Origin of the sequence: Citrobacter sp. CK194 (assembly GCF_030333395.1) — a bacterium.
GTDB classification, from domain to species: Bacteria; Pseudomonadota; Gammaproteobacteria; order Enterobacterales; family Enterobacteriaceae; genus Citrobacter_B; species Citrobacter_B koseri.
In genome coordinates this window covers 403,637-424,568 of record NZ_JAOWGA010000015.1, presented here as the reverse complement: position 1 = coordinate 424,568, position 20,932 = coordinate 403,637, and the positions used below count along the sequence as shown (strand labels likewise).

General features: G+C 52.8%; 17 protein-coding genes and 1 other annotated feature. Of the genes, 10 read left to right on the top strand and 7 right to left on the bottom strand.

The features are described 5' to 3' along the window. Positions 1 to 2 precede the first annotated feature (2 nt). The 4 genes from dnaN to yidA all read left to right on the top strand — a co-directional run bounded on the left by dnaN (position 3) and on the right by yidA (position 5,633). The gene (dnaN, locus tag OGX80_RS07430) at positions 3 to 1,103 is read left to right on the top strand and encodes a DNA polymerase III subunit beta (protein WP_012000806.1); all 1,101 of its coding nucleotides are present in this window, start codon (positions 3 to 5) and stop codon (positions 1,101 to 1,103) included. Further along, positions 1,103 to 2,176 carry a DNA replication/repair protein RecF gene (gene recF, locus OGX80_RS07425; protein WP_012000805.1) on the top strand — a complete coding sequence of 358 codons (1,074 nt, stop codon included), beginning with the start codon at positions 1,103 to 1,105 and terminating at the stop codon, positions 2,174 to 2,176. The genes dnaN and recF overlap by 1 nt, the downstream gene beginning before the upstream one ends. Before the next feature lie 28 nt (positions 2,177 to 2,204). Then, positions 2,205 to 4,619: a DNA topoisomerase (ATP-hydrolyzing) subunit B gene (gene gyrB, locus OGX80_RS07420; RefSeq protein WP_012000804.1), complete on the top strand. Its 2,415-nt coding sequence runs from the start codon at positions 2,205 to 2,207 to the stop codon at positions 4,617 to 4,619. A gap of 201 nt (positions 4,620 to 4,820) precedes the next feature. Next, positions 4,821 to 5,633 (top strand): sugar-phosphatase, encoded by an 813-nt coding sequence (gene yidA, locus OGX80_RS07415; RefSeq protein ID WP_012000803.1) that lies wholly within the window; start codon positions 4,821 to 4,823, stop codon positions 5,631 to 5,633. A 113-nt stretch (positions 5,634 to 5,746) separates the two neighbouring features. Here yidA and senB read toward each other — a convergent pair whose 3' ends face one another. From senB to OGX80_RS07395, 4 genes are all read right to left on the bottom strand, one after another. Next, entirely contained in the window at positions 5,747 to 6,922 is a 1,176-nt protein-coding gene (gene senB, locus OGX80_RS07410) for an enterotoxin production-related protein TieB (protein ID WP_024130080.1), read from the bottom strand. Between the two features lie 68 nt (positions 6,923 to 6,990). Beyond that, positions 6,991 to 9,252, bottom strand: a complete 2,262-nt coding sequence (locus OGX80_RS07405) for a TonB-dependent receptor domain-containing protein (protein WP_115180938.1) — start codon at positions 9,250 to 9,252, stop codon at positions 6,991 to 6,993. A 164-nt stretch (positions 9,253 to 9,416) separates the two neighbouring features. After that, positions 9,417 to 10,205 carry an energy transducer TonB family protein gene (locus OGX80_RS07400; RefSeq protein ID WP_114848139.1) on the bottom strand — a complete coding sequence of 263 codons (789 nt, stop codon included), beginning with the start codon at positions 10,203 to 10,205 and terminating at the stop codon, positions 9,417 to 9,419. Between the two features lie 7 nt (positions 10,206 to 10,212). Then, entirely contained in the window at positions 10,213 to 11,091 is an 879-nt protein-coding gene (locus OGX80_RS07395; RefSeq protein WP_115180939.1) for a ChaN family lipoprotein, read from the bottom strand. 335 nt (positions 11,092 to 11,426) lie between these two features. On the opposite strand from OGX80_RS07395, the gene OGX80_RS07390 reads away from it, so the two are divergent. Then, positions 11,427 to 12,653, top strand: a complete 1,227-nt coding sequence (locus tag OGX80_RS07390) for a YidR family protein (protein ID WP_115180940.1) — start codon at positions 11,427 to 11,429, stop codon at positions 12,651 to 12,653. Between the two features lies 1 nt (position 12,654). On the opposite strand, the gene OGX80_RS07385 is transcribed toward OGX80_RS07390, so the two are convergent. Next, on the bottom strand, positions 12,655 to 12,987 hold the full coding sequence (locus OGX80_RS07385; RefSeq protein WP_058668313.1) for a YceK/YidQ family lipoprotein: 333 nt from the start codon (positions 12,985 to 12,987) through the stop codon (positions 12,655 to 12,657). A gap of 240 nt (positions 12,988 to 13,227) precedes the next feature. After that, positions 13,228 to 13,300: a sequence feature (ROSE (Repression Of Heat Shock gene Expression) occurs in the 5'-region of heat shock genes and acts as an RNA thermometer to modulate expression.), on the top strand. On the opposite strand from OGX80_RS07385, the gene ibpA reads away from it, so the two are divergent. The 3 genes from ibpA (at position 13,294) to OGX80_RS07370 (ending at position 16,144) form a co-directional block, all read left to right on the top strand. Further along, positions 13,294 to 13,707, top strand: coding sequence for a small heat shock chaperone IbpA (gene ibpA, locus OGX80_RS07380; protein ID WP_006687722.1), 414 nt, complete (start codon positions 13,294 to 13,296; stop codon positions 13,705 to 13,707). It overlaps the preceding feature by 7 nt. A 112-nt stretch (positions 13,708 to 13,819) precedes the next feature. Beyond that, a complete protein-coding gene (gene ibpB / locus OGX80_RS07375) occupies positions 13,820 to 14,248 on the top strand; it encodes a small heat shock chaperone IbpB (RefSeq protein ID WP_047460126.1) in 429 nt (142 codons plus the stop codon). Between the two features lie 234 nt (positions 14,249 to 14,482). Continuing rightward, the gene (locus OGX80_RS07370) at positions 14,483 to 16,144 is read left to right on the top strand and encodes a putative transporter (protein WP_101744157.1); all 1,662 of its coding nucleotides are present in this window, start codon (positions 14,483 to 14,485) and stop codon (positions 16,142 to 16,144) included. Here OGX80_RS07370 and OGX80_RS07365 read toward each other — a convergent pair. After that, positions 16,141 to 16,863: a GntR family transcriptional regulator gene (locus OGX80_RS07365; RefSeq protein ID WP_012000790.1), complete on the bottom strand. Its 723-nt coding sequence runs from the start codon at positions 16,861 to 16,863 to the stop codon at positions 16,141 to 16,143. The two genes, OGX80_RS07370 and OGX80_RS07365, sit on opposite strands and share 4 nt — an antisense overlap. Before the next feature lie 222 nt (positions 16,864 to 17,085). On the opposite strand from OGX80_RS07365, the gene OGX80_RS07360 reads away from it, so the two are divergent. Both OGX80_RS07360 and OGX80_RS07355 read left to right on the top strand, forming a co-directional pair. Further along, a complete protein-coding gene (locus OGX80_RS07360; RefSeq protein ID WP_071259109.1) occupies positions 17,086 to 18,705 on the top strand; it encodes an alpha-glucoside-specific PTS transporter subunit IIBC in 1,620 nt (539 codons plus the stop codon). Further along, positions 18,702 to 20,024, top strand: coding sequence for a 6-phospho-alpha-glucosidase (locus tag OGX80_RS07355; RefSeq protein WP_047460135.1), 1,323 nt, complete (start codon positions 18,702 to 18,704; stop codon positions 20,022 to 20,024). Before OGX80_RS07360 ends, OGX80_RS07355 begins: the two co-directional genes overlap by 4 nt. On the opposite strand, the gene OGX80_RS07350 is transcribed toward OGX80_RS07355, so the two are convergent. Next, complete coding sequence (locus OGX80_RS07350) at positions 20,021 to 20,914, bottom strand: helix-turn-helix transcriptional regulator (RefSeq protein ID WP_115180941.1); 894 nt, start codon at positions 20,912 to 20,914, stop codon at positions 20,021 to 20,023. The two genes, OGX80_RS07355 and OGX80_RS07350, sit on opposite strands and share 4 nt — an antisense overlap. Positions 20,915 to 20,932: the final 18 nt, after the last annotated feature.

Genomic DNA, 20,932 nt, shown 5'->3' with positions numbered 1-20,932 from the left:
CTATGAAATTTACCGTTGAACGTGAACATTTATTAAAACCGCTTCAGCAGGTCAGTGGCCCGCTGGGCGGTCGTCCTACGCTGCCCATTCTCGGTAACCTGCTGTTGCAGGTGGCTGACGGTACGCTGTCGCTGACGGGCACCGATCTTGAAATGGAAATGGTGGCGCGCGTTGCGTTGATTCAACCTCATGAACCAGGCGCAACTACCGTCCCGGCGCGGAAATTCTTTGATATCTGCCGTGGCTTGCCGGAAGGGGCTGAAATTGCCGTCCAGCTGGAAGGCGATCGGATGCTGGTGCGCTCCGGGCGTAGCCGTTTCTCGCTTTCCACGCTGCCTGCCGCCGATTTCCCTAATCTGGATGACTGGCAGAGCGAAGTCGAATTCACCCTGCCGCAGGCAACGATGAAGCGCCTGATTGAAGCCACCCAGTTCTCAATGGCGCATCAGGACGTGCGTTACTACTTAAACGGCATGCTGTTTGAGACTGAAGGTGAAGAGTTGCGTACCGTCGCGACCGACGGTCACCGTCTGGCGGTCTGCTCTATGCCGGTCGGGCAATCTCTGCCTAACCATTCGGTGATTGTGCCGCGTAAAGGCGTGATTGAGCTGATGCGTATGCTCGACGGCGGCGAAACCCCGCTGCGCGTACAGATCGGCAGTAACAACATCCGTGCCCACGTCGGTGATTTTATCTTTACGTCCAAGCTGGTTGATGGTCGTTTCCCGGATTATCGCCGCGTATTGCCGAAGAACCCGGACAAAACGCTGGAAGCGGGTTGCGATATTCTCAAGCAGGCGTTTGCCCGCGCGGCGATTCTCTCCAACGAGAAATTCCGTGGCGTACGCCTGTATGTGAGCGAAAACCAACTCAAAATCACCGCCAACAACCCGGAACAGGAAGAAGCGGAAGAGATTCTGGACGTCACCTACGGCGGTACTGAGATGGAGATCGGCTTTAACGTCAGCTACGTGCTCGATGTGCTAAACGCGCTGAAATGTGAAACCGTGCGTATTCTGCTGACAGACTCCGTTTCCAGCGTACAGATTGAAGATGCGGCGTCTCAAAGTGCTGCGTATGTTGTGATGCCAATGAGACTGTAATGTCGCTCACCCGCCTGTTGATCCGCGACTTTCGCAATATTGAAAATGCGGATCTCGCTTTATCCCCCGGCTTTAACTTCCTGGTTGGCGCAAACGGTAGCGGCAAAACCAGCGTGCTGGAGGCCATCTATACGCTCGGCCACGGCCGGGCGTTTCGCAGTTTGCAGATTGGCCGCGTCATTCGTCATGAGCAGGAGTCGTTTGTCCTCCACGGACGTTTGCAAGGGGAAGAGCGCGAAACCGCTATCGGCCTGACGAAAGACAAGCTGGGCGACAGCAAAGTGCGCATCGACGGCACCGACGGCCACAAAGTGGCGGAGCTGGCGCACCTGATGCCGATGCAGTTGATTACCCCTGAGGGGTTTACTTTACTCAACGGCGGCCCCAAATACAGAAGAGCGTTCCTTGACTGGGGATGCTTTCACAACGAAGTCGGTTTTTTTACCGCCTGGAGCAACCTGAAGCGGTTGCTCAAGCAGCGCAACGCGGCGCTGCGCCAGGTAAGCCGTTATGAACAATTGCGTCCGTGGGATAAGGAGTTGATTCCTCTCGCGGAACAAATCAGTACCTGGCGTGCTGAGTACAGTGCTGGTATTGCGCAGGATATGGCGGATACCTGCCAGCAATTTCTACCGGAGTTCTCCCTCACCTTCTCTTTTCAGCGCGGTTGGGAAAAAGAGACGGATTATGCCGAGGTGCTGGAGCGGAGCTTCGAACGCGATCGCATGTTGACCTACACCGCGCATGGCCCGCACAAAGCGGATTTCCGCATTCGTGCTGACGGTGCGCCGGTGGAAGATACCTTATCGCGTGGGCAGCTTAAACTGCTGATGTGCGCTTTACGACTGGCGCAAGGGGAGTTCCTCACCCGTGAAAGCGGGCGGCGGTGTCTCTACCTGATAGATGATTTTGCCTCTGAACTTGATGATGCGCGTCGCGGGCTGCTGGCCAGCCGCTTGAAAGCGACGCAATCACAGGTCTTTGTCAGCGCAATCAGCGCTGAACACGTTCTGGACATGTCGGACAAAAATTCGAAGATGTTCACCGTGGAAAAGGGTAAAATAACGGATTAACCCAAGATAAATTGAGCGAGAAACGTTGATGTCGAATTCTTATGACTCCTCCAGTATCAAAGTCCTGAAAGGGCTGGATGCGGTGCGTAAGCGCCCGGGTATGTATATCGGCGACACGGATGACGGCACCGGTCTGCACCACATGGTATTCGAGGTGGTAGATAACGCTATCGACGAAGCGCTCGCGGGTCACTGTAAAGACATTATCGTCACCATTCATGCCGATAACTCCGTATCCGTGCAGGATGACGGGCGTGGCATCCCGACCGGTATTCACCCGGAAGAGGGCGTTTCTGCTGCGGAAGTGATCATGACCGTGCTGCACGCGGGCGGTAAATTCGACGATAACTCCTATAAAGTGTCCGGCGGTCTGCACGGCGTGGGTGTTTCCGTGGTTAACGCCCTGTCCCAGAAACTGGAACTGGTTATCCAGCGCGATAACAAAATCCACCGTCAGATCTATGAGCATGGCGTACCGCAGGCGCCGCTGGCGGTGACCGGCGAAACTGACAAAACCGGTACGATGGTGCGTTTCTGGCCGAGCCTGGAAACCTTCACCAACGTCACCGAATTTGAATACGAAATTCTGGCGAAGCGTCTGCGTGAGCTGTCCTTCCTGAACTCCGGCGTCTCTATTCGTCTGAAAGACAAGCGCGACGGTAAAGAAGACCATTTCCACTACGAAGGCGGCATCAAAGCGTTTGTTGAGTACCTCAACAAGAACAAAACGCCGATTCACCCGAATATCTTCTACTTCTCCACCGAAAAAGACGGTATCGGCGTGGAAGTGGCATTGCAGTGGAACGATGGTTTCCAGGAAAACATCTACTGCTTTACCAACAACATTCCGCAGCGTGACGGCGGTACGCACCTTGCAGGCTTCCGTGCGGCGATGACCCGTACCCTGAACGCCTATATGGATAAAGAAGGCTACAGCAAGAAAGCCAAAGTCAGCGCCACCGGCGACGATGCGCGTGAAGGCCTGATTGCCGTGGTTTCCGTGAAGGTGCCGGACCCGAAATTCTCCTCCCAGACCAAAGATAAACTGGTCTCTTCCGAGGTGAAATCGGCGGTGGAACAGCAGATGAACGAGCTGCTGAGCGAATACCTGCTGGAAAACCCGTCCGACGCCAAAATCGTGGTCGGCAAAATTATCGATGCGGCGCGTGCGCGTGAAGCCGCGCGTCGTGCGCGTGAAATGACGCGTCGTAAAGGCGCGCTGGATCTGGCGGGTCTGCCGGGTAAACTGGCGGATTGTCAGGAACGTGACCCGGCGCTGTCTGAACTGTACCTTGTGGAAGGGGACTCCGCGGGCGGCTCTGCTAAACAGGGTCGTAACCGCAAGAACCAGGCGATTCTGCCGCTGAAGGGTAAAATCCTCAACGTGGAGAAAGCGCGCTTCGACAAGATGCTCTCTTCCCAGGAAGTGGCGACGCTGATCACCGCACTGGGCTGCGGCATCGGTCGTGACGAGTACAACCCGGATAAACTGCGCTATCACAGCATCATCATCATGACCGATGCGGACGTCGACGGCTCGCACATCCGTACGCTGCTGTTGACCTTCTTCTATCGTCAGATGCCGGAAATCGTCGAGCGTGGTCACGTCTACATTGCGCAGCCGCCGCTGTACAAAGTGAAGAAAGGCAAGCAGGAACAGTACATTAAAGACGATGAGGCAATGGATCAGTACCAGATCTCCATCGCTCTGGATGGCGCAACGCTGCACACCAATGCCAGCGCACCGGCACTGGCGGGCGAAGCGTTAGAAAAACTGGTTTCTGATTACAACGCGACGCAGAAAATGATTGGCCGTATGGAGCGTCGCTTCCCGAAAGCGCTGCTGAAAGAGCTGGTTTATCAGCCGACGCTGACGGAAGCCGATCTTAGCAACGAACAGGCTGTCACCCGTTGGGTGAACGCGCTGATTACCGAGCTGAACGAGAAAGAGCAGCACGGCAGCCAGTGGAAGTTTGACGTTCGCGAGAACGCCGAACAGCAGCAGTTCGAACCGATTGTTCGCGTGCGTACTCACGGCGTGGATACCGACTATCCGCTGGATCACGAGTTTGTTACCGGCGGCGAATACCGTCGCATCTGCACGCTCGGCGAGAAGCTGCGCGGTCTGATCGAAGACGATGCGTTCATTGAACGTGGCGAGCGCCGTCAGCCGGTTGCGAGCTTCGAGCAGGCGCTGGAGTGGCTGGTGAAAGAGTCCCGTCGTGGCCTGGCGATTCAGCGCTATAAAGGGCTGGGCGAGATGAACCCGGATCAGCTGTGGGAAACCACGATGGACCCGGAAAGCCGTCGTATGCTGCGCGTCACCGTGAAAGATGCGATTGCCGCCGACCAGCTGTTCACTACGCTGATGGGCGATGCCGTTGAACCGCGTCGCGCCTTTATCGAAGAGAACGCCCTGAAAGCGGCAAACATCGATATCTAATCAGCTTATAGGCCTGATTAGCGAAGCGCCATCAGGCAGTTCATCAGCCTAAGCTGCCGGATGGCGGCTTAGGCCTTATCCGGCCTACAACCGATCTGCAAAAGGGGAATCCCGGTTCCCCTTTCTATCCCCCTTTTCGTTGCTGTTTTTTGAGCGGAATCGCGTTAGCATGAGGACGGACTCATTTAATCCGGGGAACTCATGGCTATCAAACTCATTGCTATCGATATGGATGGCACCCTTTTGCTGCCCGATCACACCATTTCACCTGCGGTAAAAACGGCGATTGCCGCCGCGCGCGCCCGTGGCGTTAACGTGGTGCTGACCACCGGCCGTCCGTATGCGGGTGTCCATAGCTATCTGAAAGAGCTTCACATGGAACAACCCGGCGACTACTGCATCACCTACAATGGCGCGCTGGTGCAGAAAGCGGGCGATGGCAGTACCGTTGCGCAAACGGCGCTGAGCTATGACGATTACCGCTTTCTGGAGAAGTTGTCCCGCGAAGTCGGCTCACACTTCCACGCGCTGGATCGCAACACGCTGTACACCGCAAACCGTGATATCAGCTACTACACCGTACATGAATCCTATGTCGCCACCATTCCGCTGGTGTTCTGTGAAGCGGAGAAAATGGACCCGGCAACGCAGTTCCTGAAAGTGATGATGATTGATGAACCTGTCATCCTTGATCAGGCCATTGCGCGTATTCCGGCGGAAGTAAAAGAGAAATATACCGTGTTAAAAAGTGCGCCGTACTTCCTCGAAATCCTGGATAAACGCGTCAATAAAGGCACTGGCGTGAAATCGCTGGCTGATGCGCTGGGGATCAAGCCGGAAGAAATCATGGCGATTGGCGATCAGGAAAACGACATCGCGATGATCGAATATGCAGGCATGGGTGTGGCGATGGACAACGCGATTCCGTCGGTGAAAGAGGTGGCTAATTTTGTCACCAAATCCAACCTGGAAGACGGTGTGGCATACGCAATTGAGAAATTTGTGCTGAATTAAGTGGCTGGCCTGGATTAAGAGAAACCGCCATCCGGGAACCCACTGACGCGGCGGACTACAGTACTTCGCTGGTTTGCCGTTCCCCCGGCCAGTTTGACGGGGGAACGGTCCGATCACGACTTATTCAAATCAATGCTCAGAATGCGTTCTTTAGCCCCTTCTACAAACACATCTGGATCCCAGTCGCGGTTAAAGCCTTCTTTGATGCCAATGTAAAGGGTATCCATGTCGTCCGATAACACCATCTGGTTTGGGTAGACCGGCATGTTAAATTCACGGGTGATGCTGTATTTGGTGGCATCCACTACGCTGATGGTGCCGCTGGTGAAGTTGGTGACATACAGTTCGTTATATTTCGGATTGTATTTCACCGCGTTAGCTCCGGCTCCTGTGTGCACATAGCCAAGCTGTTTACCGTCGCGTAAGTCAAAAATATAGAGTCCATCTTTTGTACCGGAGCGATCGTCATGGTCGAATACCACCACAAAGGCACGGTCAGAAGCGGAGTCCACCGCCAGATTCTGCACACTTGTGATTTGTGGTCTCGGATCTTTCAACGGGATGGTACGCAGCAGCGTCTGATTTTTCGCATCAATTTCGTTGATGTAATCTCTTCCGCCAACGTAGATTTTCTGTGTTTTTTCATCCATCGTCAGACCATACGCTGTACCTTTGTAAGCATCCTTAACCTCGCCTTTTAAGGCAAGCGTCGTCCCGTCGAGCATTAACAGCTTATGCAGAGGCTTCATGCCCTCGGCCGTTTTCAGCATATTGCTATAACTCACAAACAGGGTATCGGAATCCTGGCTGTAAACCATATGGCGCAAATGCTCAAAACGCGAATCTGCAGCGTTTGCCGCTTTAAAACTTAACCTGTCGCTGGTTCTTACCAGTTTGCCGGTTGAGGTGTCAAACATACTGATACGCAGGGACGCTGACTGGGTGTGTCCGATATAGAGCTGATGTTTATCCTGATTTATCGCCAGCGAAAATGCCCGGTATGGCATCGTGTATTTATTTTCGACTTTCAGCGAATCTGAATTAAACGAATACAGATAGCCTTTATTGGCTTCACGATTTACACGATCGGTGACTGCTGCAAACACCTTTTTACTGGCATTATCAAAAGCCAGTTCATAGACGCCTTCGTCAGGGGACTGAAGGTAATTCGTTTTCAGGGCAAATCGCGAAAGTTCGCGTTCAGGTGGATCGATAGCCATGGCCATCGTGGGTAAAAATAGTGAAATTAACAGGTATAGCGGTGCTTTGGATAAAGTGAAAATATTCATTTTTCGTTCCTGCAATAAAATTGACATAAGAGAGAAAACGTACTGTCTGAACCTGGCGGAAATTGTCATCAGAAACGAATGTCCCCGCCAAATATCCATGTTCTGCCACGCGCGGAATTGGCTGGGTGGGTCTCGTCACCAAGACCTGGCATCATGTTGAGCTTATTCAGCGCCTCCGAATAATCTCTGTTCATCAGGTTTTGTACCGAAAGTTTCAGTGTCAGATTGCGGTTGTACTCGTAAGTACCATAGAGATCGATAATCGTTGGGATCTGCGGCAAATCCTGTTTGATTATTGCGCCGGTATGTTCGTCCTGCTCAAAATCAGGCGACAGGCGACGAGCTTTGCCTGTGTATTTTATGATAGTGCCCAGGGTCAACGCGTTATCGAAGAAGCGAACACCGGTATCCAGCGTCATGTATTTTCTGGGCAGTTCGGTCATATCCCCTGCGCCAAAGTAGGTGCTGGCGATGGAGGTTGGCTGGTCTGTTTGCTGCTGGCTGAAAGAGAGTCGGCCAAAAGCAAAACCTGCATCATAATCCATCTCCAGTTCGAAGCCCTTTGCGATAACGTCGCTTGCCGAGTTAACGTAGATGTACATATTGTCGCTGTATTCATCGCTCATGCCCTCCCAGTCATTGCCAATCACCTCAGCCATACTGCATTTACGACCTCCAGAACAAACCAGATAAGACTCGCTGTAGATGTAGTTCTGGATCCTGCTGCGGTACGCCAGAGCCTTAAAGCGCAGGGCATCCTGTTCGACCAGTAAATCTCTGGTATCAATGTTAAAACCCGCCTGCCAGGTTTCTGCACGTTCAGGCTTCAGGAATGGGTTCATGGATGCGCCTCCTGAATTAGAGAAGAACATCTCCTGGATGTTCGGGGCGCGCATGGATTTGCTGTAGCCAATGAACGGCTGAAGCCATGGTGTTACCTGAGCAGAAAGCTGAACTGAAGGGTTGAAGCCACCCTCCTTATCGTCAATATCGTAGCTACCCTGTGGCACGCAGATAACGCGTGAATCGCAGGCGGGCTTGTACCCTGTGATCCTGTTACGTGTGTAGTTGAGATTGAAATCTGCCTCCCAGATGCCGCGCGTAACCTTCAGCCCGGTATACAGCGCTGAAATATCCTGCTGGCCGGAGGGTGCGAACGGATTGTTCTCGATCGATTCCTGATTCGCTTTCGGGTCGCCCGCCGCTGAGTGAATGGTCCGGTCATAGCGGGTACGCATCAGTTTGCTGCCCAGCATAAACTCCAGGTCATTGTCCGCGACAGTGAACCGGCTGGTATTGTTGATATCCAGCGCGTCAGAACGATTTTGCGCTGAGGTTTTGTAGAAAGTATACAGCGAGCCATCACGATACTTTTGATTACCGCGGCTGGTACTGGCCGTTACGTTAAAGTCAATTAATTCAGAAAAAGGGGTGTAATGATATTTAATGTAATAGTCGTCACTGGTTATATCACGACGTGTAAATTTATTTTCATAGGTTCGAGCGGAAAGTTCGAAGCTGTTAAATTCGTCTGGTCTGATATCCATTTTATACAGTTGGGATTTGGGGTTCTGCTTCATATATTTATCATAACCAAACTCTTTGCTGTTAATTCCAGAGCCATTTGAGAAATTAGAGTAAACAGAACTGCCGCTCACAGCGGCCATAACGCCAACGCTGCCTGTATCCGTAAAAGCGTCGGTTTTTCCACCGACGGCGATCATTCCGCTGCGCCCAAGCCCATTGCTGCCGACTGAGAAACGTGAACGAAGGCCATATGTATTACCGTTAAATATCACATCGTCAACGCCAATAGTACGCATGTTTGCACTACCGGCCAGGGCGTTGACTCCTGCCGGGCCACTGCTGTCGCCGCGCGTAACATCAACTGCTACCAGAAAATTAGGGTCGATAAGTACGCCAGCCATATTGTTGGTTGAGCCATGTGCAGTGGTACCGGAGGTTGAGGAGCCATAAAAACTTTGGGTGATACCGTCCACCATAGTGTTTACGCGGCCAAATCCGCTCATGCCGCGAATATTCACACTTACTGCTCCTTGGCCTGGATCGATTTGGGTATAAGTACCGGGCATGCTGCGCAGCGTTGCGTCGAGTGATTGCAGGTTTTTGTCCGTTGTCCGGGAACTGGTCGCGCCTGTTTTCTCAAGAGCCTCCTGCTCACTGGTCGTCTTCCCGATAGAAACGTTGAGCGGGCTGAATTCTGCCGCTCCTTTTTTATCGGTACCTGTTTTTTCACTGATGGATTGTGCGTAAGCACCGCAGCTGAGCAATAATATGCCTGAGCCGATGGCCAGTTTAATAACGTTCATACATATCCTTAGAAGTATCGTAATAAATAAAAGATCCAGATCTTTGTTTATTTTTTTAATAAAACTTCTCTGACGTTTTCCTGATTTTTTCGACAGCAGTGAAGTCTGATAAAATGTTCAGCATAAAAATGAATATCAAATTTCAGTTAAACGAACCAGAGTCGCTAATTTTCCCTTAACTCCGTCAGATCAAAGGTAATCGGCATTTTTACTTTAAAGAAGCCTCCCTCTAATATTTCAGCTGGTGGTCTGGGAAGTGGTTGAGCGCGTTCTAAAACGGCAACAGCTTCGCGATCGAGAGAGAGGGTTCCCGAAGACGTTGCCAGAGAATTACTGACAACGGTGCCTTGTGCGTTAACGGTAAAAGTCACTATGGCTGTGCCGGTTCGTGCGCGTTTTCTGGCATCGCCTGGGTAACGTTTATAACGGTTAAGGTGGCCTTTCACTCTGCTTTCCCAGGATGTACCGGAATTGTCTCGCTTCGCTGAGTCGCTGTTGAAAGGCGCAGCAATACGGGATGATTCGACCGGGGCCTGAGGCGCGGCATTACTGGAAACGGCTGCGTGGCTGCTGTCGCTGGTTTGATCCTTTATCTTACGTGGCGGACGTGGCTTTTTCTTTTCCCCGTCGGATGCCTTTTTCTTCCTGGTTATTTCAATGGTCGCATCCCTGTCTTCAGTGACAGGACGCTGCTGCCTGTCCTCAGCCTGCTGCTTTTCTTCTGCCGCTGCGGATTCCTGCTGAGCGATTCCCACCGGAAGCGGAAGAGGAGAAGAAGGAGCCTCGATATTATCGGCCCATTGCAGCATTATCGCCGGGGCAGGAGGCGTGGCGGGCTGTACGTCGGAAAACCGCCAGACAAACGCAAGGAAAAGCAGTCCATGAAGCAGCAGTGAACAGATAAACCAGCCGCTCCATTTTGCCGGTCGTGGAAGGTAGAGAATATTCATCATCCATGGTTTACCGTTTTGCAGTGTCTGGCGTCACGAACCACACGTAGTCAGCATGATCTATGGTGATGTTCATCCCTTTTTCTGCGAGCATCAGCACCACAGGCTGGGTGCCGGGGGCGAGATCTTCTATGTGTAACGGTACGCCGATACTTTTTGACGCGTGATAACCTCCTGCAATCAACAACGACGGAGCCGGGGCATCCAGAAGCTGGCGGGCCATGTAGCGATCCCGCTGTTGCTGAACAGAGAGCATTGACGCCAGTTGCTGGCCTTCAATGTTGCCTTCATGCATGGCTATGATGGTTTCGCGCAGAGCTTCTTGTACCGCAGGTGCTGTGGATTTTTTCCCTTCAGGAAATTCGTTTTTTTTGTACAGCGCCATTACCCGATCCCGGTCAATGTTGGCATTGAGCAGAGGGTAAGGCGCACGTAATGCCTGCATGACTATGTCGCCATACATCTCCCAGGGCCACCCTTTTTGCCAGTTAAGCAGTTCCTGAATACGGCCATCCCGGACCACGGGATCATCTTTCAGCCAGCGTTTAACCTGGTTAACGCGGGGCTGCTGGTCTGCCGTTAGCATCTCAAGCAGCACACTCCCCTGTGGTCGCCGGGTGGGCAGGTTTTGAATAAGCCAGAGCTCAATCTGATGATGTCCGGCATTATCGTGTTTTTCGCCAATAATAAGCTGCCGGGCAACGGCAAGCTCAGCCAAAAGCTCTTGTTTGGTAATGGTTTTATCGCTTTTTAAATCAACTATTTGCCCGTCAGAAACGCGGGCTGTTTGTAATGGTTTATTCTGGTTTATTGATGCAGGCTGGCTACAGGAGCTCAGGCTCAGACTGGCTAACGCTATCAAAGAAGTCAGGATTATTTTTTTTCGCATATTTCTGCCTGGAAGAGGCCTTCACTGGCCATTTTATTGATGCAGACTGGTTTATAACAGGCAGGTATGTTAACAAACCATAATCGCGAATGAAACTCATTATCACCTACATTATCATTAGCAGCATCCTGAATTCACTTTTTGTTGCCAGTATTTTAGTTAAATATCGCAATAACATGACTGTTAGTAAGTTAATATTCTGAGTTTTTAAAAGCGGTAGCTACCCTCCCCAAATGGAGCTCTCTTATATCCTGCTGGTCGGCGACGTTAAACGGGTAGGCTAATTTCTTCCAATGCTATACCCTGATGCGAAAACCGCGCATCAGGGTATCTCCATGAAACAAATCACTTTCGCTTCGCGTCATCATCAGCTTACGAATACCAACACCTGGACGGCGGACAGCCAGTGGCTGGTTTTTGATGTGCGTCCGTCAGGCGCCTCGTTTACCGGTGAGACGATTGAGCGCGTCAACGTACGGACTGGCGAGATTGAGGTCATTTATCGCGCTACGCAGGGCGCGCACGTTGGCGTGGTGACCGTTCATCCACAAGACGATCGCTATGTGTTCATTCATGGCCCGGAGAACCCGGGCGAGACGTGGCATTATGATTTCCACCATCGTCGCGGCGTGATAGCGGCGCAAAACCGCGTGACGAATCTGGATGCAATGGACATCACCGTGCCGTATACGCCCGGCGCGCTGCGCGGCGGCAGCCATGTGCATGTGTTCAGTCCGAACGGCGAGCGTGTCAGCTTCACCTATAACGACCATGTACTGCGTGAGCGCGATCCGGCACTGGACTTGCGCAACGTCGGCGTTGCGGTGCCGTATGGCCCGGTTACGGTGGCGGTTCAGCATCCTCGGGAGTACAGCGGCAGCCACTGGTGCGTGTTAGTGAGCCAGACCACGCCGGCGCCACGGCCGGGCAGCGATGACATTAACCGCGCCTACGAAGAGGGTTGGGTGGGCGATCATGCGCTGGCGTTTATTGGCGATACCTTGTCGGCGAAGGGTGAAAAAGTGCCGGAGCTGTTTCTGGTGGCGTTGCCGCAGGATGAAAAAGGCTGGAAACAGGCAGGCGATATGCCGCTGACCGGAACAGAATCAACGCTGCCAGCGCCGCCTGCGGGCGTTGTTCAGCGCCGTCTGACCTTTACGCACGATCGCGCTTTCCCTGGGCTGGTAAACGTTCCGCGACATTGGGTGCGGAGTAACCCGCAAGCCACGGACATTGCGTTTTTGATGCGCGATGATCGCGGTATTGTCCAGCTCTGGCTGATCCCGGCGCAGGGGGGAGAGCCGCGCCAGCTTACGCATAACGCGACTGATATTCAGTCAGCGTTCAACTGGCACCCGTCAGGCCAGTGGTTGGGGTTTGTGCTGGAAAACCGCATTGCCTGCTGCGACGCGCAGAGCGGGGCCATCGCCTTTTTAACGGAGCGTCATGACAGCCCGCCTTCAGTGGACGCCGTTGTTTTTTCGCCGGATGGAGCGTTAATCGCGTGGATGGAAGAGGTTGACGGTTTCCGCCAGCTTTGGGTGACGGAAACCAAACGATAAATCAGTGAGCGGGCATTTTTGCCGGGGGGATAACAGCGTTGGTCATCTTCGTTTTCTCCTCGCTCTTTTCCACTCGCGACTTCACTGAGCTGTCTGTGCGGAAGAAGTCCCACGGCAAGAGTATCGTATCCATGACGGCGGTAAAGGGCATATCCAGGATTGCCAGCGATTTGGTGCCCCAGTTTGTATCACTGCTGCCGATCATTTCGGCGCTGGCGCGTGTGCCGGGGTAGGTCCCCTCTTTGCCGCCGGTATGTGACATTACGCTGGAGCAGCCACCCAGTAAAACCAATCCACTGCACATCATCAGCGTTAACAACACATTTTTTATCATGATTTATTCATCTGTTGATTATCGATGTTTGCATGATGAGTTATAGCGATCCGTCGCGAAAAATAACATCACCATCACGTCGCACTGTGGCGCTTATCGCACTTTAACAATGTGTGCTGTTCACCCAGTCTATGCGATAGACAACAAACTGCAAAAAAAGTCCCCTGCAAGCGCTTGAAAAGTTCATTTCCAGACCCATTTTTAGGGTGTAGGCAAATAAAGAGCACGCCTGATGGGTGTTCTGGCTACCTGACCTGTCCATGATGGAAGGTCAACTATTCTCGCTGATTTCAGGAGCTATTCATTATGCGTAACTTTGACTTATCCCCGCTGTACCGTTCTGCCATTGGTTTTGATCGTCTGTTTAACCTCTTAGAAAACAACCAGAGCCAGAGTAATGGCGGTTATCCTCCGTATAACGTCGAGCTGGTGGATGAAAACCATTACCGCATTGCGATTGCCGTTGCAGGCTTTGCGGAAAGCGAACTGGAAATTACCGCTCAGGATAATCTGCTGGTGGTAAAAGGCGCTCACGCGGATGAGCAAAAAGAACGTACCTATCTCTACCAGGGTATCGCAGAGCGTAACTTTGAACGCAAATTCCAGTTAGCAGAGAACATTCATGTTCGCGGCGCTAACCTGGTGAACGGTCTGCTGTATATCGACCTGGAGCGCGTGATTCCAGAAGCGAACAAACCGCGCCGTATCGAAATTAACTGATTCAGTCAGGTCGCCGCCGGCGGCCTGTTATCCCCATGCTCGCCGTCAGGGAGCATATGCGAATCTGAGGATTCGCTGGGTATTACTCGCTTCTTAGAAGGAGATTATTATCATGCGTAATTACGATTTATCCCCACTGCTGCGTCAATGGATCGGTTTTGACAAACTGGCCAACGCCCTGCAAAACACCGGTGAAAGCCAGAGCTTCCCGCCCTATAACATTGAAAAAAGCGATGACAACCACTACCGCATTACCCTCGCGTTAGCCGGTTTCCGTCAGGAAGATCTGGATATTCAGCTGGAAGGCACGCGCCTGACCGTAAAAGGCACGCCAGCGCAGCCGGAAAAAGAAACCAAATGGTTGCATCAGGGCCTGGTGACACAGCCATTCAGTCTGAGTTTTACTCTGGCAGAAAATATGGAGGTCAGCGGCGCGACCTTCACCAATGGGTTATTGCACATTGATTTAACCCGCAACGAGCCGGAAACCATCGCTCCGCAGCGTATCGCTATTAGCGAACGTCCCGCGTTAAATAGCTAATCCAGGACTACCTGTAGGCCGGATAAGGCGTAGCCGCCATCCGGCAAATCGCCCGGTGCGCTATGCTTACCGGGCCTACAAAGCGATGCCGAACCTGTAGGTCCGGCATCATGCTTTTCAACAAACCGCCCCGCCAGCAATGACGGGGCATTTTTGTGCTTTACCACCCATACATACCGCTTGTACTCTGCGAGAATCCATTTAATTAATAATGTTATTCACAGGGAAAAGAAGATGAGTGATATAGCATTGACGGTCAGCGTTCTGGCGTTGGTGGCGGTTGTCGGGTTGTGGATCGGCAATATCAAGGTGCGGGGTGTCGGTTTTGGCATTGGCGGCGTACTGTTCGGCGGGATTATCGTCGGCCACTTTGTCGATCAGGCCGGGATGACGCTGAGCAGTGACATGCTGCACTTTATCCAGGAATTCGGCCTGATACTCTTCGTTTACACCATTGGTATTCAGGTGGGCCCGGGGTTCTTTGCCTCTCTGCGCGTCTCAGGGTTGCGCCTTAATCTCTTTGCCATCCTGATTGTCATTATCGGTGGGCTGGTTACCGCCATTCTGCATAAAATCTTCGCTATCCCGCTACCGGTGGTGCTGGGGATTTTCTCCGGCGCGGTCACCAATACGCCAGCGCTGGGGGCCGGGCAGCAAATTCTGCGCGATCTGGGAACGCCAATGGAAGCGGTGGATCAGATGGGGATGAGCTATGCGATGGCCTATCCTTTCGGGATTTGCGGTATTTTGCTCACCATGTGGCTGATGCGGATGATTTTTCGCGTCAACGTGGAGGCGGAAGCGAAGCAGCATGAAGACACGCTTAGCAATGGACACTCGTTAATCCAGACCATGAATATCCGTGTTGAGAACCCGAATCTCAACAATATGGCGATCCAGGATGTGCCTATCCTGAACAGCGATAAAATCATCTGTTCGCGTCTGAAACGCGACGAGACGCTGATGGTGCCTTCACCGGGAACGATCATCCAGTCGGGCGACCTGCTGCATCTGGTGGGACAGCCCGCCGATCTGCATAACGCGCAGCTGGTCATTGGTCAGGAGGTGGACACCTCGCTCTCAACGCGAGGGACGGATTTGCGCGTTGAACGCGTCGTGGTCACTAACGAAAAGGTGCTCGGAAAACGCATTCGCGACCTCCATTTTAAAGAGCGCTATGACGTGGTGATCTCCCGTCTGAACCGTGCGGGCGTAGAGCTGGTGGCCAGTAGCGACGCCAGCCTGCAATTCGGTGACATCCTCAATCTGGTTGGCCGTCCCTCTTCAATTGATGCGGTGGCCAATGTTGTGGGTAACGCCCAGCAAAAACTGCAACAGGTGCAGATGTTACCGGTGTTTATCGGTATTGGTCTGGGCGTGCTGTTGGGGTCGATTCCGTTGTTTGTCCCTGGATTCCCGGTAGCGTTAAAGCTGGGACTGGCGGGCGGGCCGCTGATCATGGCGCTGATTCTGGGACGTATCGGCAGCATCGGCAAGCTGTACTGGTTTATGCCGCCAAGCGCCAACCTGGCGCTGCGTGAGCTGGGGATCGTGCTGTTTCTCGCGGTGGTCGGGCTGAAATCTGGCGGTGACTTTATTGATACGTTGACTCAGGGTGATGGTCTGAGCTGGATTGGTTACGGCATCTTTATTACTGCCATTCCGCTGATTACCGTCGGTCTTCTGGCGCGTATCTTTGCCAAAATGAACTACCTGACGCTATGCGGGATGCTGGCGGGGTCAATGACCGATCCGCCTGCACTGGCGTTTGCTAACAACCTGCATGCCACCAGCGGTGCGGCGGCGCTCTCCTACGCCACCGTTTATCCACTGGTAATGTTCCTGCGGATTATCACCCCACAACTGCTGGCGGTGCTTTTCTGGGGGTTAGGCTAGGTCAGGTTTGCATCCGGGTGGACGCGCCGTAAATGGTAGTCCACCTGGTATTCGCTGGCATTTCTGAACATGACCGAATAATTCAAAAACTCCCCGCTGTCGCTGTAAGAAAGCGATGTGATCCGCAGTAGCGGCGTTTGCTCGGGGACGTTCATTTGCGCGGAGAGCTGTTTATCGGCCAGTACGGGCGTCAGACTTTCATAGTTGCCACTGATGGTGATGCCGCACTCTTTCTCAATATAATCAAATTTCGACCCTTCCAGGTGGATCAGCGAGAGGTTACGGAACAGCCTGACGGGCATATAGCTGTCTTCCAGCATCAGCGGTTTGCCATCCACATAGCGCACGCGGCGGGAAAAGTAGATACGTTCGTTGATCTGAATCCGCAACTGGCTGGCAATGGCGGGGGGCGCAGGCATCACTTCAAATACCAGCACCTGGCTGGTGACCTCTTTTCCCTGACGCCGCAGCACTTCCGCCAGTCCGGTCAGGTTGGTGGTTTCATGATGAACGTCTTTACGCGCCACGTATGTGCCGCTCCCGTGCCGCCGCACCACCAGTCCCCATCCCACCAGCATATCGACGGCTTTGCGGATGGTCATTCGTGACACAGCAAACTCTTCCGCCAGCTTTTTTTCGCCAGGCAACGGGCTACCGATGTTGTAATCAGATGAGTTGAGCCGGATTCTTAGTCGTTCCGCTATCGATTTATAGATCACTACCAGACCTCTTTTTCCCTTTAATTTCCGCGCTACGAACCTTTTGATGTCTAACTTTTATGTAAAAAGTAGACATCATTGACTGAATTAAAACCATGAATGCGATCACGAATCGAAGCGGCGCGTCATGTTCTCAGAATCGCAACTACCTATTCTCGTATCAGGCCAGCAATCACTACAAAAAAGGCCTCTCCCTACTGGTTGTTATATGAGGATGTAAAAATGCTCAGTCAAATACAACGCTTTGGCGGCGCTATGTTTACCCCGGTACTGCTGTTCCCGTTCGCCGGTATTGTCGTGGGTATCGCCATCATGCTGCGCAACCCGCTTTTTGTTGGCGAAGCGCTGACCGATCCCAACAGTTTATTCGCGCAAATCGTTCATATTATTGAAGAAGGCGGCTGGACGGTTTTCCGTAATATGCCGCTGATTTTCGCCGTCGGCTTGCCAATTGGCCTGGCTAAACAGGCGCAAGGCCGAGCTTGTCTGGCGGTGCTGGTCAGCTTCCTGACATGGAACTATTTCATTAATGCCATGGGCATGACCTGGGGTCATTTTTTCGGCGTAGACTTCAGCGTAGATCCGACGGCAGGCAGCGGTCTGACGATGATGGCCGGAATAAAAACGCTCGATACCAGCATTATCGGCGCCATTATGATTTCGGGCATCGTCACCGCGCTGCACAACCGCTATTTCGATAAGCCGTTGCCCGTGTTCCTCGGTATTTTTCAGGGCACGTCGTTTGTGGTGATTATCGCGTTCCTGGTGATGATCCCTTGCGCCTGGCTGACGCTGCTCGGCTGGCCAAAAGTGCAGATGGGCATTGAATCCCTACAGGCCTTCCTGCGTTCAGCGGGCGCGCTGGGCGTGTGGGTCTACACCTTCCTCGAACGTATTCTGATCCCGACAGGGCTGCACCACTTCGTCTATGGCCCCTTCATTTTTGGCCCGGCGGCGGTAGAAGGTGGCATTCAGGTTTACTGGGCGCAACACATGCAGGCGTTCAGCCAGAGCACGGAATCGCTGAAGACGTTATTCCCGGAAGGCGGTTTTGCCCTGCACGGTAACTCAAAAATCTTTGGCTCCGTCGGGATTGCGCTGGCGCTCTATTACACCGCATCGCCAGAAAACCGGGTGAAGGTCGCCGGTTTGCTGATCCCCGCCACGTTGACCGCTGTACTGGTGGGCATCACGGAACCGCTGGAATTCACTTTCCTGTTTATCTCTCCGCTGCTGTTTGCCGTACACGCGGTGCTGGCGGCCTCAATGGCGACGGTGATGTATATCTGCGGCGTGGTAGGAAATATGGGCGGCGGACTGCTGGATCAGTTCTTACCGCAAAACTGGATCCCGATGTTCCACAACCATGCCGGAATGATGTTTACCCAGATAGGCATTGGGCTGGCATTCACCGCCCTCTATTTTGTGGTTTTCCGCACCCTGATCCTGCGCTTCAACCTGAAAACGCCGGGTCGTGAAGAGAGTGAAGTCAGACTCTACAGCAAAGCGGATTACAAGGCTGCGCGTGGACAGACAACGGCGCCCGCGCCGGACGCAAAACTTGGGCAGGCAGCTGGGTTCCTCCAGGCGCTGGGCGGCGCGGGCAATATCGAAAGCATTAATAACTGCGCCACGCGCTTACGTATCGCGCTCCACGATATGGCGCAGACCCAGAGTGATGACGTCTTTAAAGCGCTGGGCGCGCACGGCGTGGTTCGCCGTGGCAATGGCATCCAGGTGATTGTCGGCCTGCATGTGCCCCAGGTGCGTGACCAGCTTGAAACGCTAATGAAATCCCCCTTATCGACCGAACAAATCCCCATGACGGAGGCAGTATCATGAAAAAATTCTCAGTGGTTATCGCAGGCGGCGGCAGCACATTTACGCCGGGCATCGTATTGATGTTGCTGGCAAACCAGGACCGTTTTCCGCTTCGCGCGCTGAAATTCTATGACAACGACGGCGCTCGCCAGGAAGTGATTGCCGAAGCGTGCAAAATCATCCTTAAAGAGCAGGCGCCGGAGATTGAGTTTAGTTACACCACCGATCCCGAAGCAGCGTTTACCGATGTTGATTTCGTGATGGCGCATATCCGCGTGGGCAAATACCCGATGCGGGAAAAAGACGAAAAAATCCCGCTGCGCCACGGCGTGTTAGGCCAGGAAACCTGTGGTCCGGGCGGGATTGCGTATGGGATGCGTTCTATTGGCGGCGTGCTGGAGCTGGTGGATTACATGGAGAAATACTCCCCGAACGCGTGGATGCTGAACTACTCCAACCCGGCGGCGATAGTGGCCGAGGCGACGCGCCGTCTGCGCCCGAACGCCAAAATCCTCAATATCTGTGATATGCCGATCGGCATTGAAGGGCGGATGGCGCAGATTGTCGGCCTGCAAGATCGTAAGCAAATGCGCGTGCGTTATTACGGGCTGAACCACTTTGGCTGGTGGACGTCGATTGAGGACTTGCAGGGTAACGACCTGATGCCGAAACTGCGGGAATACGTCGCGAAACACGGTTATGTTCCGCCATCTAACGATCCGCATACTGAAGCGAGCTGGAATGATACGTTCGCCAAAGCGAAGGATGTGCAGGCGCTGGACCCGGACACCATGCCGAACACCTATCTGAAATACTATCTGTTCCCGGACTATGTGGTGCAGCACTCGAACCCGGCGCGCACGCGTGCTAATGAGGTGATGGATCACCGTGAAAAACAGGTATTTGGCTCCTGCCGCGCCATTATTGAAGCGGGCCACTCCTCCGCTGGCGAGCTGGAAATTGATGAACATGCGTCTTATATCGTCGATCTGGCAACGGCAATCGCCTTTAATACGCAGGAGCGGATGCTGCTGATTGTGCCAAACAACGGGGCGATTCATAACTTTGATGATGAAGCGATGGTGGAGATCCCTTGCCTGGTGGGGCATAACGGGCCGGAACCTCTGACGGTTGGCGATATTCCGCAGTTCCAGAAAGGGCTGATGAGCCAGCAGGTGGCCGTCGAGAAACTGGTGGTCGATGCCTGGGAGCATCGCTCCTATCAGCGTCTGTGGCAGGCGATTACGCTCTCCAAAACCGTGCCGAGCGCGTCTGTCGCCAAAGCGATTCTTGATGATCTGATTGAAGCCAACAAAGAATACTGGCCTGAACTGCACTAATCTTGTTGACCGGCATCCAGCGGGTGCCGGTCAGGATGTTTCAACACCGCCGACGGCGCGTAGCCAAATTTATGCTTAAATGCTTTGCTGAAATGAAATGAGTCAAAGAAGTTGAGCATATCCGCTACCTGACCCACCGAATTCCCTTCCTGTTTTAACAGCGATAATGCCAGTTCCAGCCGGGCGTCCAGATAATATTCTTTCGGTGTTTTCCCGGTATAGCGTAAAAACAGACGACGCAGCCAGGCTTCGCTACAGGGGATCGTGGCTGCCATATCCGCCACGCTCCAGCGGCGTTGCAGGCTGGCATGTAACGCTGCAATTAACTTTTCAACCTGTATGCGTTGTGGGTCTTTTTTCCCGTTTGAGTCAATAAGACAAATCCACTGATAAATAATTTTCGTGAGAAACGCGACGGCGAGATTATTTTTAATCGGTTCCGGGCGGGTAATTAATTGTGAAACTTCGGCCAGTTCCTGATTATAAACATCACCATTATAAATAATGCTTTGTTGTCGGATAGGAATATCCATAATACTGGTTGGGGTAAACTCCATCCAGTATTGCTCCCACAATAAACCTTCGCAATGGTAAGACTGTATATCGGTGGGTTTTAAAAAGATAATGCAGTTGCCGTTTAATGTAATTTGCTCACCGTCTTTCAGCAGGATTTTCCCGCACCCCTGTACGGTATAGACCGCGACCCACGAATTGGCGATTAGCGGCTTTTTCTTATCTCGCGGCCATATAACACGGTAATTTTCGTCAGCGTAGGTATGCCACAGCGAGATCAATGAAATTCCGCTGGAGATCACATTTTCATTAATCAGCAGGGGAATATTGTACGTAGTTTCGTTTTTTACATGCGAACTTAGCAAGTTTCCATTCATTTTATTTTCTCGCCGGAG